Origin of the sequence: Martelella radicis (assembly GCF_014196625.1) — a bacterium.
In the GTDB taxonomy this organism is placed as follows: Bacteria; Pseudomonadota; Alphaproteobacteria; order Rhizobiales; family Rhizobiaceae; genus Martelella; species Martelella radicis.
The window spans coordinates 127,049-140,102 of sequence record NZ_JACIDZ010000004.1 but is presented as its reverse complement, the minus strand read 5'-3'; the positions used below and the strand labels follow the sequence as shown (position 1 = coordinate 140,102).

The 13,054-nt window shown below is 61.9% G+C and carries 11 protein-coding genes; 9 read left to right on the top strand and 2 right to left on the bottom strand.

The features are described from left to right. Window positions 1-2: 2 nt before the first annotated feature. Both GGR30_RS07950 and GGR30_RS07945 read left to right on the top strand, forming a co-directional pair. Complete coding sequence (locus GGR30_RS07950; protein WP_183484500.1) at window positions 3-710, top strand: DJ-1/PfpI family protein; 708 nt, start codon at window positions 3-5, stop codon at window positions 708-710. Window positions 711-736: 26 nt separating this feature from the next. After that, window positions 737-1,387 (top strand): FkbM family methyltransferase, encoded by a 651-nt coding sequence (locus GGR30_RS07945; protein ID WP_183484497.1) that lies wholly within the window; start codon window positions 737-739, stop codon window positions 1,385-1,387. 66 nt (window positions 1,388-1,453) lie between these two features. On the opposite strand, the gene GGR30_RS07940 is transcribed toward GGR30_RS07945, so the two are convergent. Continuing rightward, a complete protein-coding gene (locus tag GGR30_RS07940) occupies window positions 1,454-4,876 on the bottom strand; it encodes a YhdP family protein (protein WP_183484494.1) in 3,423 nt (1,140 codons plus the stop codon). Window positions 4,877-5,061: 185 nt separating this feature from the next. On the opposite strand from GGR30_RS07940, the gene GGR30_RS07935 reads away from it, so the two are divergent. Both GGR30_RS07935 and GGR30_RS07930 read left to right on the top strand, forming a co-directional pair. Beyond that, window positions 5,062-5,532, top strand: coding sequence for a peroxiredoxin (locus GGR30_RS07935; RefSeq protein WP_183484491.1), 471 nt, complete (start codon window positions 5,062-5,064; stop codon window positions 5,530-5,532). Window positions 5,533-5,702: 170 nt separating this feature from the next. Continuing rightward, the gene (locus GGR30_RS07930) at window positions 5,703-7,118 is read left to right on the top strand and encodes a DEAD/DEAH box helicase (RefSeq protein WP_183484489.1); all 1,416 of its coding nucleotides are present in this window, start codon (window positions 5,703-5,705) and stop codon (window positions 7,116-7,118) included. 409 nt (window positions 7,119-7,527) lie between these two features. On the opposite strand, the gene GGR30_RS07925 is transcribed toward GGR30_RS07930, so the two are convergent. Then, the gene (locus GGR30_RS07925; protein ID WP_183484486.1) at window positions 7,528-8,019 is read right to left on the bottom strand and encodes a flavin reductase family protein; all 492 of its coding nucleotides are present in this window, start codon (window positions 8,017-8,019) and stop codon (window positions 7,528-7,530) included. A 144-nt stretch (window positions 8,020-8,163) separates the two neighbouring features. On the opposite strand from GGR30_RS07925, the gene GGR30_RS07920 reads away from it, so the two are divergent. From GGR30_RS07920 to GGR30_RS07900, 5 genes are all read left to right on the top strand, one after another. Continuing rightward, window positions 8,164-9,252 carry a branched-chain amino acid ABC transporter substrate-binding protein gene (locus tag GGR30_RS07920; RefSeq protein ID WP_183484483.1) on the top strand — a complete coding sequence of 363 codons (1,089 nt, stop codon included), beginning with the start codon at window positions 8,164-8,166 and terminating at the stop codon, window positions 9,250-9,252. Between the two features lie 83 nt (window positions 9,253-9,335). Next, on the top strand, window positions 9,336-10,001 hold the full coding sequence (rpe, locus tag GGR30_RS07915) for a ribulose-phosphate 3-epimerase (RefSeq protein ID WP_183484480.1): 666 nt from the start codon (window positions 9,336-9,338) through the stop codon (window positions 9,999-10,001). Between the two features lie 31 nt (window positions 10,002-10,032). Then, window positions 10,033-10,752, top strand: coding sequence for a DUF2259 domain-containing protein (locus tag GGR30_RS07910; protein ID WP_183484477.1), 720 nt, complete (start codon window positions 10,033-10,035; stop codon window positions 10,750-10,752). 119 nt (window positions 10,753-10,871) lie between these two features. Beyond that, complete coding sequence (purB, locus tag GGR30_RS07905; RefSeq protein ID WP_183484474.1) at window positions 10,872-12,179, top strand: adenylosuccinate lyase; 1,308 nt, start codon at window positions 10,872-10,874, stop codon at window positions 12,177-12,179. Window positions 12,180-12,259: 80 nt separating this feature from the next. Then, window positions 12,260-12,811 carry an RBBP9/YdeN family alpha/beta hydrolase gene (locus GGR30_RS07900; RefSeq protein ID WP_183484471.1) on the top strand — a complete coding sequence of 184 codons (552 nt, stop codon included), beginning with the start codon at window positions 12,260-12,262 and terminating at the stop codon, window positions 12,809-12,811. Window positions 12,812-13,054: the final 243 nt, after the last annotated feature.

The window sequence follows — 13,054 nt, the reverse complement described above, 5'->3', positions numbered from 1 at the left end:
ATATGCCTTCAAGTTCCGATTCGCTTACCGTCGGCTTCATCATGTATCCCGGCCTGACGCAGCTTGATCTGTTCGGGCCTGCCGATGTCCTGAACCGGATGCCCGGCACCGAGATCAAGTTCCTGTGGAAGAATCTCGACCCCGTCATCGTCGACCGCGGTATGCGCATCCTGCCTAATACCACGTTCGGACAGTGCCAAAAGCTCGACATCATCTGCGTTCCCGGCGGCCCCGGCCAGATCGCCCTGATGGATGACGACGAGACGCTGAACTTCCTGCGCCGCATCGCGCCCGGCTGCAAGCTGGTCACCGCGGTATGCACCGGTTCGCTGGTGCTGGGCGCGGCCGGCCTCTTGAAGGGTTACCGCGCCACCTCGCACTGGTCCTCGGTCGACCAATTGTCTCTGTTCGGCGCGATCCCGGTGGAAGAGCGCGTCGTCATGGACCGCAACCGGATCACCGGCGCGGGGGTCACCTCGGGCATAGATTTCGCGCTGCGCGTGGTCGAGAACCTGATGGACAAGACGACCGCCCAGCAGATCCAGTTGCAGATGGAATATGATCCGGAACCGCCCTATCGCTGCGGCACGCCGAAGACCGCGCCGCCGGAAATCCTCGACAGCGTGCGCGCGCGCCTCCACATGTTCCAGTCGAGCCGTCGCTCCGCCAGCGAGCGCGCCGCCGAACGTTTGGCTACACGCGACAAGTGACAGAGACGTGTTTCAGGAGGACACGAATGAACCCTATTCAGCGTCGAATGCAGATTCTAGAGAAACGAGACGTCAATGTTGTACTGGACGTTGGCGCAAATGCGGGCCAGTTTGCTCAGGAGTTGCGAGCGAACGGCTATGCAGGACGTATCATTTCCTTTGAACCGACAAATAACGCCTTCGCGACCTTGAGCGAGGCAGCAGAATCTGATGCCGAATGGACGACAATGCAGCTTGCGTTGGGCGAGTTCAACGACACTGCGGTGATCAATGTATCGGAGAACTCATTCAGCAGTTCACTGCTCGAGGCCAAACAATGGTCAATCGATATCGAATCCTCTATCCGATGTGTCGCGCAGGAGGAGGTACAGGTTCGAAGGCTGGATAGCATTTTCGAGGAACTGATCCGCCCAAACGATCGTACGTTTCTGAAAGTCGACACACAGGGCTTTGAATTGCCGGTAATACGGGGTGCACTTGGGTGTTTGCGCCGTATCCCGCTTATTCAGTTGGAGGTGTCATTTCGTTCCGTCTATTCCAGCGAACCGCCCGCCCATGATGTCCTGTCAGTGATGGCGGGCCTCGGCTACCGGGTAGTCCTTGTCGGGGATGGTTGGGACGATCCCGGCTCGGCGGAATTGTTGCAAGCCGACTTCATGTTCGCAGCAGAGCGTTGATTGCACGACAGGACGGGTCGCCGGGATGGCCCCACCCCCCTTTTCCTGGCCAGATAGTTTCCGCCTCTACTGAAACTCGAAGATCTTGCGGAAGACGCCGGGCGCGATCGCCGAAAGCGGATTGACCACCAGGTCGGGATCCGCCGTCTTGCCGGTCAGCTTGAAGGTGATGCCGAAAAGACCCTTGTCGTTGCCATTGCCCAGAAGCGGACCGAAGATCGGGATTTCCGCGAAGATCCGGTTCAGCCCGTAAGCGGGCATGAACGTGCCGGTCATGTCGATATTGCCGGCCGCGTCGCGCACCACGCCCTTGAAGGTCGCGCCCACCTGGTCACCGCGCACGAAGGCGTCGGAGACCTGCAGAACTCCGTCCGAGATGTCGATCACGGCCTGGCCGCGCTGGAAACGCTGTTCGGATTCGTTGATCTGGTTGCGATAGGTCGCGTTCAGGCTCTTGCCGTTTGAGCCCGTCGGCGAGGACAGAAGGCGCTTGAGCTGCTGATCGTTGATCAGGCGAAACTCGGTGAGGTTGAGCAATCCGCGCCAGCCCGAAGCGGTTTCGACAAGGTTGAGGTCGAGCGTGCCACCTGTCATCTTCTGATATACGCCGAGGAAGCGCAGCAGCGCGCCGGTCCCGGACGTCGCAAGCGAGACCGTCTTTTTACCGCCGTCGATGCCGAGCTTGAGCGTCAGGGGCTGTCCCGTCGCCGTCGTCGCCGATAATGAGCCGGAAACAACATCACCGCTCCTGACCAGAAGGTCGCCGGCGGCGGAGGAAAGCTGCCGGCCGCCCTCGCCGGTCACGCGCGCTATATCGAAGTGAACGCGCGCATTGTCGTTGCCACCCTTTTCACCGCTTTCGTCATCGCTCGCGCTCAGGTGATCGAGAAGCGGACTGGCCATGAAGCTCCGTCCCGTCACAACGACATCCAGGCCCTGTTGCTCGCGCTGAATGGCGATGTTGACATCGTCACCCTTGGTCAGGGCGACATGGGTGAGCGTCGTCGAAAGCAGTCCGTCCTTGTCGAGCGTGACGCTGCCGTGCGCCGAAAGCCCGCTTCCCGAAAGCTGCAGGTCTTCAAGGATCGTTAGTCCGTCCTTGTTTTCATCGTCCAGCCGGAAGCTGAGCGTCGCCGGTGTGCCACTCGGCTTCTTCCAACCCATCCATGGCAGGGAGAGGACCGTCCTGCGCAGGTCGAGCGTCACGCGGCTTCCCTCGGGTTCGTTTTCGACGGACATCGAAATCGGGCCGTTGACGTAGCTGCCAAGCCCTGGCGCCAGTTTCTCGCGCTCGGAGTCGTCGAGATCGGCCGCAAGCCAGAGCACCGATTCCGATTTCGAATTGGCGCCAAGCGGTTCGGCCCATTCGATATCGAGCGGCACGCCATTGGCGGTGCCCGTCCCCTCGAAGGCAAGCCGGTCGGGTACGATTTCCAGGAGGCCCGAAAGATCGGCCACCGTGTAGCCGCTCACCGGCTTCGCCAGCTTGCCCTCGCTGATATCGGCCGCCACGCTCCAGGTCGGCGGCAGCGGGCCTGGCTCATCCAGCGGGAAGCGCGCCTTGACGTTGACCTCCGCCATGCCGGCGAAATCATCGGGCGTGAAATCCAGACCCTTCAGCGCGTTGATCGGAGGCGCGGCGGCCAGTTCCACGAGGTCGCGAACCTTGCCGGCGAGCATCACGTCCACTTCGCCCGTCAGCGGTTTGGCAAAGCTGTCGGCAATGGCGAAGGTTCCCTCGCGAAGCGTGATCGTCCGGCCCTTGGCGATCGAAAGCGTGCCCTCCTCGATCTCGACATCGACGCTTTCGCCCATAATCTCCACCCGCGCATCGCTGCGGTTCACGTCGGGAAACTTGTCGTTGAGGGTGATGCGGGTATCATCGATGTCGAAGGCGATGTTGAGCTCGGTCTCGTCGAGATTGACGGGAACGCCCTGCCCCTCGATCCGTCCGGCGGGAAGATAGACGGCGATGTCGCCATTGGTGACGACGCCGCCATGCAGATTGCGGCTGACCCATTCTCGCGGCTTTCGCGCGATCCAGAATGGCCAGAGCTGTTTGACCGCTTCCGTATCCATCCGTTCGACCCGCGCGCCGAAGGAAAGTTCCGGGCTCGTCGCATTGCCGAAGACGGCCTTGAAGGAAGCAGCCATGATGCCCTGCGGAGAGCTGACGGCAATGTTGTCCAGAAGCAGGCGCGGATTGTCGGTCTGGTATTCGCCGGTGAACTTGGCGTCGAAGATCAGCGGCGGAAGGCCCGGCTCGCGCGATTTGAACCGCCCGCCGCGCACCAGGACGTCGAGCGCATAGCCGGCTTCCTCGGCGCCAGGCCGGAAGCGGTCGAGATCCATGATGCCGGCTGTGAAGGGGAAGCGGCTCCCGTCAAAATCGATCGACGAATCCGTCAGCTCCAGCGACTGCTTATCCGTATCGTAGGTAAGATTGAGGCGTGCGTCGGAAAAGGCGCGCGCAATCGAATCGGCCACGAAGCGGCCCTTTGCCACATCGAACTCGGCCACCACCTCCGGCAGGCCGCCCGGGGCGGCGCGCGCCAGGGCGATTGCCATGTCGGCGGTTCCCTCGACCCCCATCATCGCCTCGCCCTCGTTGTTTTCCTGCAGCAGGAACGGCGTCAGCTTGACATTGCTGATCTCGGCCTGAAGGTTTTTCGTTCGGCCGCGATCCGCAATCGCCTCGAGCGTGAATCCCGTGGCCGTGCCGTCCAGCGAGACTGCGCCATCGACCCTTAGCACGCCATCGGGCAGGAGGTTCAGATTGACCTCGCGGATATCGACGGAGACGGTTCTGCCGGGCGAGGCGCTGCCGACGGGAAACTGAATGTCGCTGAGCTGGATCGTCTGCGTTTCGGCTGCGCTGAGGATGCCGCGCGCGAAATCGGTCTGGGTGAAGATCTGCTCCACCAGTATCGGCAGGCTGTCGACGCGATGGTCGGTAAGGCGAAACGTGCCGGTCGAGGGCAATGCGGAAGCATCGACGTCGATATCGTCGGCAAGGACCGCGTTCACGGAGATCTGGCCGCGCGCGAGGCTGACCGGATCGATGGCGAAGCTCAGGACGCCGATGGAGGCAATCTCCTTTTCGGACGGGCCGAAGAGGTTCACACCGCTGACATTGAGCCGCAGTGACAGGCCGCCGCCGACCCTGAGCGCCGCCGCCTCGATGCTGGCATGATAGCCGTCCGGCATGGCCGCGCGGATCTGCTCATTGGCCTTGGAGGCGAGAAAGCGGTCCAGAGATCCGCTTTCGATGACATAGAAGACCGCCGCAAGGATGATGGCGAAGCCGAGCACGAAGAGCAGGAACAACCGGGCGCAGGCATGAGAAAACTTGTGATGGGGACGCGTGTGGACGATATGCGGATCGCTGGTCTGCGCCGACGGCAGACGGTGAAGCGCGACGCGCTCGCGCCGGCTGAACCGCGTGCGCTGCCCGCGAACAAAAAAGTCTTTGTCGTTCTTGTCGTTCAAATTCGCCCCGACGAATAATATATTCGTGATCAAAAGGATATTCGGCGCGAATCCCTTCAAGCACGGCTATGATAATCACGATGACGCACGCGGCTGGCAAGCAGACAATCGGCGCAGACAGACTTTGCCCAAAGCCATATATCAAGAATTCGACTTGAACATGATATGAACGAGGAGTGTTTCCGATGAGCGAAGTGACAGAAGGCGAGAAGACCCCGGATTTTTCCATCTCCGTTGCCGAGGGAGAGACATTCTCGCAGGCCGATGCCGAAGGCAGATCGATCGTGCTTTATTTCTACCCCAAGGACGACACCAAGGGCTGCACGGTTGAGGCGATCGCCTTTTCCGCCCTTGCCGGCGAATTCGAGAAAGCCGGTGCGATCGTCATCGGCGTCTCGCCCGATACGCTTCAAAGCCATGCCCGTTTCGAGAAGAAGCACGAGCTTTCGGTCCTGCTCGGCTCCGACGAGGACCACGCGGTCGCGGAAGCCTATGGGGTCTGGAAGGAAAAGAGCATGTATGGCCGCAAATTCATGGGGATAGAACGTTCGACCTTCCTGATCGGACCGGACGGCATCATCAAGAAGGCCTGGCGCAAGGTCAAGGTCGACGGCCACGCGGAGACGGTTCTTGACGCCGTCAAGGGCCAGGACTGACGAGTCCGCTCCCGCGATTGCCAGAAAATCGATGTGAAAAGAGCCCGGAAGCCCCGACACTTCCGGGCTTTTCTTGACTCTCGCGCCGTTTGATACTATCCCGCCCTCGTAAAAGCGAAGGCGGCCAGGATCCGTCTATTTGTCAACGACAACACGGAACACGTTTCCCTTTGACCTCATTCTCAGATCTTGGGCTCAGCCCCAAAGTACTTTCCGCTGTGACCGAAGCTGGCTATAGCGAACCGACGCCCATTCAGGCAGGCGCCATTCCGCACGCCCTGACCCGCCGCGATGTCTGCGGCATTGCACAGACCGGCACAGGCAAGACCGCCTCTTTCGTGCTGCCGATGCTTACGCTTCTGGAGCGCGGACGCGCCCGCGCCCGCATGCCGCGCACGCTCATTCTCGAGCCGACCCGGGAACTGGCGGCCCAGGTGGCCGAGAATTTCGAAAAATACGGCAAGAATCACAAGCTCAACGTCGCCCTTCTGATCGGCGGCGTTTCCTTCGATGAGCAGGACCGCAAGATCGAGCGCGGCGCCGACGTGCTGATCGCCACCCCCGGACGCCTGCTCGACCATACCGAACGCGGCAAGCTCCTGATGACCGGCGTCGAGATCTTCGTCATCGACGAGGCCGATCGCATGCTCGACATGGGCTTCATCCCCGATATCGAGCGGATCGCCAAGCTCATTCCGTTCACGCGCCAGACCCTGTTCTTCTCCGCCACCATGCCGCCGGAAATCCAGAAGCTGGCCGACCGGTTCCTGCAGAATCCGGCCCGCGTCGAAGTCGCTCCGCCGTCTTCCACCGCCGCGACTGTCGAGCAGAAGCTCGTCGCCTCGAAGGCGAAGGACTACGAAAAGCGCGAGACGCTGCGCTCGATCATCGACCAGCAGGATGACCTGAAAAACGCGATCATCTTCTGCAACAGGAAGAAGTCGGTGGCCGATCTGCTGCGATCGCTGCAGCGCCATGAATATGCCTGCGGCGCGTTGCATGGCGACATGGACCAGCATTCACGCACGACGATCCTGCAGAATTTCCGCGACGGAAAGCTGCCGCTGCTGGTGGCTTCCGATGTCGCCGCCCGCGGTCTCGACATTCCCGATGTCAGCCATGTCTTCAATTACGATGTGCCGATCCATGCGGAAGACTATGTGCACCGTATCGGCCGGACCGGCCGCGCAGGACGCAAGGGCAAGGCGTTCACTATCGCCACGGCGAAGGATTCCAAGTTCGTCGACGCGATCGAAAAGCTGATCGACCGCAAGATCGACTGGGTTGACGGTCCGCCCTCCTCTCACGCAGCGGAAGAAGCCAGCGAGAAGCCGGCGCCGCGCGCGCGCCGTGGCGCCAGGAAGCAGGACACCTCCTCCGAGAGCAAAAGCGAGCCGAAGGCCGCGCCTCAGCAGGACAACCGCGCTGCAAAGCCTGCAAATGCCCCGAACGGCAAGGCCGCCGGCGGCAAGCCCGCCAATGATGACCGCAAGCGCTCGCGCCGCCGCGACCGTGACGACGATCCGACCCCCGTCGGCTTCGGCGACGATATTCCAGCCTTCATGCTGATCGGCGCGAAAAGCTGACATCGCTCGGGCGTCTGATCTCCAGAGCGGTTTCGCCTTCACGAAAGGACGAAACCGCTCTTTTCGTTTGTCCCTGCAAGGTCCGGCAGGCACCAACCTCTCAAGCCTGACCGAGACATACAGCTGACTGCCATCCCCTGACAGCCGCTGCATCGCACGCACGGGATGACGCGGTCACCCTCAAACAGATACAGGCAAACGAGAAAGAGCCGCACTTCCTGGGAGTGAAGCGCGGCCCTAATTGTGCTGGCAAACGGTTCGTTTGATAAGAATTGAATAGGATTACAGTGAATTCACCTTCATCCAAAAGCAATACGGAGAAGTCTTATAATAGGAATTCAGTATGTATTCAGACCTACCGCAAGCCGCTTTTTTAGTCAAGCCTATTTTTTGGACATTTATGTGACGCCTACAGGGTCCGGTATGCACGCCGGTAATACATCAGCGCCTCATCCTCGTCGCCGCAACGGGTTTTGACGACCTCTCCGATCAGGATCCAGTGGGTCGACATTTCCTTCGCCTCGACCAGGCGGCAATCAAAACTGGCGAGCGCGTCGTTCAACACAGGCGCCCCGGAACCGTCAAAGGACCAGTCGCCCATGGCGAAGCGTTCTTCAGTGGACAGGCCGCCAAGGCCGGAAAAGGCGTCCGAAAGCGGCTTGTGGCGGGCGCCGAGCGTATTGAGCGCGAAATTGCCGCTTTCAAGGAAGATCTCGTTTTTCGGGTTGAAGCGGTTCACACAGGCAAGAACGGTCGGCGGATCGTCCGACACCGAGCAGCAGGCAGTCGCCGTGACGCCGCGCATCGCCCCGCCGGAGGCCGTGGTCACAATCTGGACATGGCCGGCGAAACGGGCCATCGCATCGCGATAGGCGCGGGAAAATGGGTGTTCATCATGCATGGTGATCGCGATACCGGTGATCTGGTGAAATAGACAAAAAGCGTCCCTTCATCTCTTGGTCGGGGTACTTACGGCGTTGCCCCTGTCTCTGGCAAGGGGTATGACTCTTGTTAACGCGCCAGAGTGAGAACCAGACCCGCCATCATGAGATTATTTAAGGCTTTCCTTGCCCTTGCCGCGCTGTCCTTCAGTGCCGCCACGCCTGCCAATGCCCAGCAGGGCAGTATCGGCGTTGTGGCCCCCGTGAGCGGTGATTACGCAGTGCTCGGCGCCCAGATGCTCGATGGCGCGGGACTTGCCGCGCGCGGTCTCGGCGTGGAACTGACCGTCGTTGATGAAAGCTGCGAAGATGGAAGCGGCGACGGCGTTGCCGAGGCGCTCGAAGATGCCGGGGTCGCGATCGCCGTCGGCTTCTTCTGCAGCGAAACCCTGCGCGGCGCCCTGCCCGGCCTTGCCGCTGCCGGCATTCCGGCCGTCACGGTTTCCGTCCGTTCCCTGCCGCTGATGGCGGACGCGCGCGACAATGGCTGGCCGCTCTACCGCATGGCGCCGAACCGCCAGGACCAGGTGGATGCGATCGTGGATCTGATCATGAGCGAGTGGGTCGATCGGCCGGTAGCGCTGGTCGATGACGGCACGATCTACTATCGCGAGCTTATCAATGCGGTGCGCAACGCCATCGAGGCGCGCGGGCTCGAGCCGGTCTTCATCGATACCTTCCGCCCCGCCCAGCAGCAGCAATTGTCGCTCGTCCGACGCCTTTCCCAGGCTGGCGCGACGCATGTACTCGTCGGCGGCACGCGCGGCGATGTGGCGATCATCGCCCGCGACGCGCGCGAGCAAGGCGCACCCCTGACGCTCCTTGGCGATGACGGGTTGCGCGCCGCGCGCACCAATCCTCCGCTCGCAGACGGCGTTCTGGCGATGGCGCTGCCGGAATATGGAGAGCTTCCTCCCGCAGCCGACCTGGCCGAGGCGGCCCGCGCGGAGGCGGTTGTGCCCGAGGGCTACGTCATTCCCGGCGCGGCCGCCGTCGAACTTGCCAGCCAGGCGCTTCTGGCGGCCGAAGATGCCGGCAACGGAATTGACGCGGCGCTTTTGAACAACAGCTTCATGACAGCGATCGGGCCCGTCAGCTTCACGGCCGCGCACGAGCTTTCCGACAACCCGTTCTTTCTGCTGCGCTGGCAGAATGGCGCGTTCGTTCCCGTCTTCGACAGCGAACGACAGTAAGGAACAGAAAAGACCGGCCAGGTCTGAAAAACGGCAATATGTGAGGAAATGGGCCCGATGGGCCAGCATTGAGGAATGAAGAAGTGAAACGTCCCCTGCGTATCGCACCGTCCATCCTTTCGGCCGATTTCTCCGATCTCGGCCAGGATGTCAGGGCCGTTGTCGCCGATGGCGCCGACTGGGTCCATCTCGACATCATGGACGGCCATTTCGTGCCGAACATCACCTTCGGACCGCCGGTGGTGAAGGCGCTGCGCCGTCACACCGACGCGGTTTTCGACTGTCACCTGATGATAGCGCCCGCCGATCCCTATATCGAGGCCTTCGCCGACGCAGGCTGCGACATCATCACCGTGCATCAGGAAGCCGGCCCGCATCTGCACCGCTCGCTGCAGACGATCCGCAATCTCGGCAAGAAGGCGGGCGTCGCGCTCAATCCGGCGACCCCCGTATCGATGATCGAACACGTGATTGACGATCTCGACCTGATTCTGATCATGACCGTCAATCCGGGCTTTGGCGGCCAGAAATTCATTCCCGCCACACTCGACAAGATCGAGCAGGCCAATGCCCTGATCGGCGACCGGCCGATCGATCTCGAGGTCGATGGCGGGATCGCGCCCGATACGGTCGGCACCGTCACGAAAGCGGGCGCGAATGTGCTGGTCGCCGGATCCGCGATCTTCGGAAAGGCGGTCGAGGGCAGCTACCGCCCGCCGATGGAGGCCCTGCGCGCCGGCGAACAATAGGCCGGCCCGGAAAGAAAGGGAGGAAACAGCAATGCCTCAGTTCCTGCCACGCATAACCCTTGCGTCGCTGTTCGGCCTTTCGGCCGTTGGTGCAGCAGCCGGCGATTTCGCCACTTTCACGCCGCTCGGCTTTTCCGAGGACGGCAGCGTCTTCGCCTTCGAGGAGTTCGGCGTGGAAGACGGCTCCGGCTTTCCCTATTCGAACATCTTCTTCATCGATACCGAACGCGACGCCTTTCTCGACGAGACGCCGTTCCGCGTGCGCGAGGAAGACGAGAACGCGACCATCAGTTCCGTGCGCGGCCTTGCCGTCGGCGAAGCACTGCCGCTGATCCAGGACTACAACCTGCTGGCCCATCCCGGCTGGCTCGCCGCCTTCAACCCGGTCACGGAAGAAGTCGAAGGCGACGGCCAGACGATCCGCTATCGTTCGCACCCCAACCTCTCGCCGGTCGGAACGCTTTCGCTGGAAACCTTCGCGCTCGATCCGATCTCGGCCTGCGCCGCCATCACCCAGGATGCGCAAGGGTTCCGGCTCGCCTATACCGGTCCCGACGGCGAAAGCCGGACAATCCATGAGGACAGTCGCATTCCGACAAGCCGCAACTGTCCGACGGATTACCGGCTTGGCGGGGTGATGACCTATGGCGGCGGCGCGGACAATGCCGTCCATGTCGCGCTGATCACCGTGCTCTCGCATGGCTTCGAAGGGCCGGATGGCCGCTGGATCGCCGTCCCATTCCGGCCATAGTCCGCATTTAGCGCCCGATTTTGGGCGGCCGCGCCGTTTCCTTTGCCGGAAAAATGCTCTAGAGCGTGTCAGGCCTTGAGACACTGGCCGGCACGACGTTAAGAAGGATCCCTTACCCGATGATACCGCGCTACTCCCGCCCGCAAATGACAGACATCTGGTCGCCGGAAACCAAGTTCCGCATCTGGTTCGAGATCGAGGCCCATGCCTGCACCGCGCTGGCCGAGATCGGCGTGATCCCGAAGAGCGCCGCCGAGACGATCTGGGAAAAGGGCAACGCCGCCACTTTCGACGTCGCGCGCATCGACGAGATCGAGGCCGTGACCAAGCATGACGTCATCGCCTTCCTTACGCATCTTGCTGAAATCGTCGGCCCGGATGCCCGCTTCGTCCATCAGGGCATGACCTCCTCGGACGTGCTCGATACCTGTTTCAACGTTCAGCTGACGCGGGCAAGCGACCTGCTGCTCGCCGATCTTGACGGGCTGCTTGCCGCGCTGAAGCGCCGCGCCTTCGAGCACAAGGACACGATCACCATCGGTCGCTCGCACGGCATTCATGCCGAGCCGACCACGTTCGGCATCAAGCTTGCCCAGGCCTATGCGGAGTTCGACCGCTGCCGGGCACGCCTCGTCGCCGCGCGCGAGGAAATCGCGACCTGCGCCATTTCCGGCGCGGTCGGAACCTTCGCCAATATCGATCCGCGCGTCGAGGAACATGTCGCCGAGGCCATGGGCCTGCAGCCGGAGGCGGTCTCGACCCAGGTCATTCCGCGCGACCGGCACGCGATGTTCTTTGCCACGCTCGGCGTGATCGCCTCCTCCGTCGAACGGCTCGCCATCGAAATCCGCCACCTGCAGCGCACGGAAGTTCTGGAAGCGGAGGAATATTTCTCTCCCGGCCAGAAGGGCTCGTCGGCCATGCCGCACAAGCGCAACCCGGTGCTGACGGAAAACCTGACCGGCCTCGCCCGCATGGTGCGCGGCTATGCGCTGCCGGCAATGGAAAACGTCGCCCTCTGGCACGAGCGCGACATTTCGCATTCTTCCGTCGAACGCATGATCGGCCCCGACGCCACCGTGACGCTTGATTTCGCGCTGGCGCGTCTCACCGGCGTGATCGACAAGCTTCTGGTCTATCCCGACCACATGATGGACAATCTCAACAAGTTCCGCGGCCTGGTGCATTCCCAGCGCGTGCTCCTGGCGCTCACCCAGGCCGGCGTCTCGCGCGAGGATGCCTATCGTCTGGTCCAGCGCAACGCCATGAAGGTTTGGGAGGAAGGCAAGGACTTCCTCGAGGAACTGCTCGCCGACGACGAAGTGACAGCCGCACTTACGGAAGATCAGATCCGCGAGAAGTTCGACCTCGGCTATCACACCAAACATGCCGACACGATCTTCAACCGCGTTTTCGGCGAAAGCTGATCGCGGCCAAAGTCAGCAACCCGATCCGCAGCGTCCGGCTTCTGCCGGGCGTCGCTCCAAGAAATATCATGTGAAGCGCCATGAAGATTTCCGAAACAGAAATCCTGATTGTTCCCGGCTACAAGAATGCCGGGCCGGACCACTGGCAAAGCCGCTGGGAGCGCAAATTGTCCACCGCCCGGCGCGTCGAGCAGGAAGCCTGGTCGAAGCCGGTGTGCGAGGAATGGACGGCAAGGCTTGCCGAGGAAGTGAACCGCGCCGAACGCCCGGTGGTGCTCGTCGCCCACTCGCTCGGCATTCCAACCTCGGTTCTGGCGATCCCGGATTTCCAGAATCGCGTCGCCGGCGCCTTCTTCGTCGCGCCGCCCGAGGTCGACAATCCGAAAGTCAGGCCGAAACACATGATGACCTTCGGTCCTTACCCGCGCGAGCCCCTGCCCTTTCCCACAATTGTGATCGCCAGCCGCAACGACCCCTTCGGCCGTTTCGAGCCGGCCCGCGACATTGCCGGCGCCTGGGGCGCGGACTTCTACGACATGGGCGAAGCGGGCCATATCAACGACAAGGCGGGGTTCGGTCCCTGGCCCGAAGGCACGCTGATGTTCGGCCGTTTCGTCTCCGGACTGCGCTGACGGCTCGGTCTGAGGCATGCGCCCGACGGTTCCGGACGGCTGCAATTTCACGCCGTGCTTATGGATAGAATTGACATTCTGCCTTCATCCATCACACTGACTCGTCTGGAGCACGCTCATGCGTGCCTGGAAGCATGTTGGTACCATGGAGCGCGGACCCGGGTTGTGGCGGCCCGATCCATTCGAGACAGCGGGAACAAAGCGTTTCGAATGCCCGTTCTCCCCGAAAGGATGACCGTTTGG

Bases quoted from the DNA above. Each gene is read 5' to 3' on its own strand.
- GGR30_RS07925 (WP_183484486.1), bottom strand. From the start codon at position 8,019: ATGCATGATGAACACCCATTTTCCCGCGCCTATCGCGATGCGATGGCC.
- GGR30_RS07900 (WP_183484471.1), top strand. From the start codon at position 12,260: ATGAAGATTTCCGAAACAGAAATCCTGATTGTTCCCGGCTACAAGAAT.
- GGR30_RS07910 (WP_183484477.1), top strand. From the start codon at position 10,033: ATGCCTCAGTTCCTGCCACGCATAACCCTTGCGTCGCTGTTCGGCCTT.
- GGR30_RS07920 (WP_183484483.1), top strand. From the start codon at position 8,164: ATGAGATTATTTAAGGCTTTCCTTGCCCTTGCCGCGCTGTCCTTCAGT.
- GGR30_RS07950 (WP_183484500.1), top strand. From the start codon at position 3: ATGCCTTCAAGTTCCGATTCGCTTACCGTCGGCTTCATCATGTATCCC.
- purB (WP_183484474.1), top strand. From the start codon at position 10,872: ATGATACCGCGCTACTCCCGCCCGCAAATGACAGACATCTGGTCGCCG.
- GGR30_RS07945 (WP_183484497.1), top strand. From the start codon at position 737: ATGAACCCTATTCAGCGTCGAATGCAGATTCTAGAGAAACGAGACGTC.
- GGR30_RS07935 (WP_183484491.1), top strand. From the start codon at position 5,062: ATGAGCGAAGTGACAGAAGGCGAGAAGACCCCGGATTTTTCCATCTCC.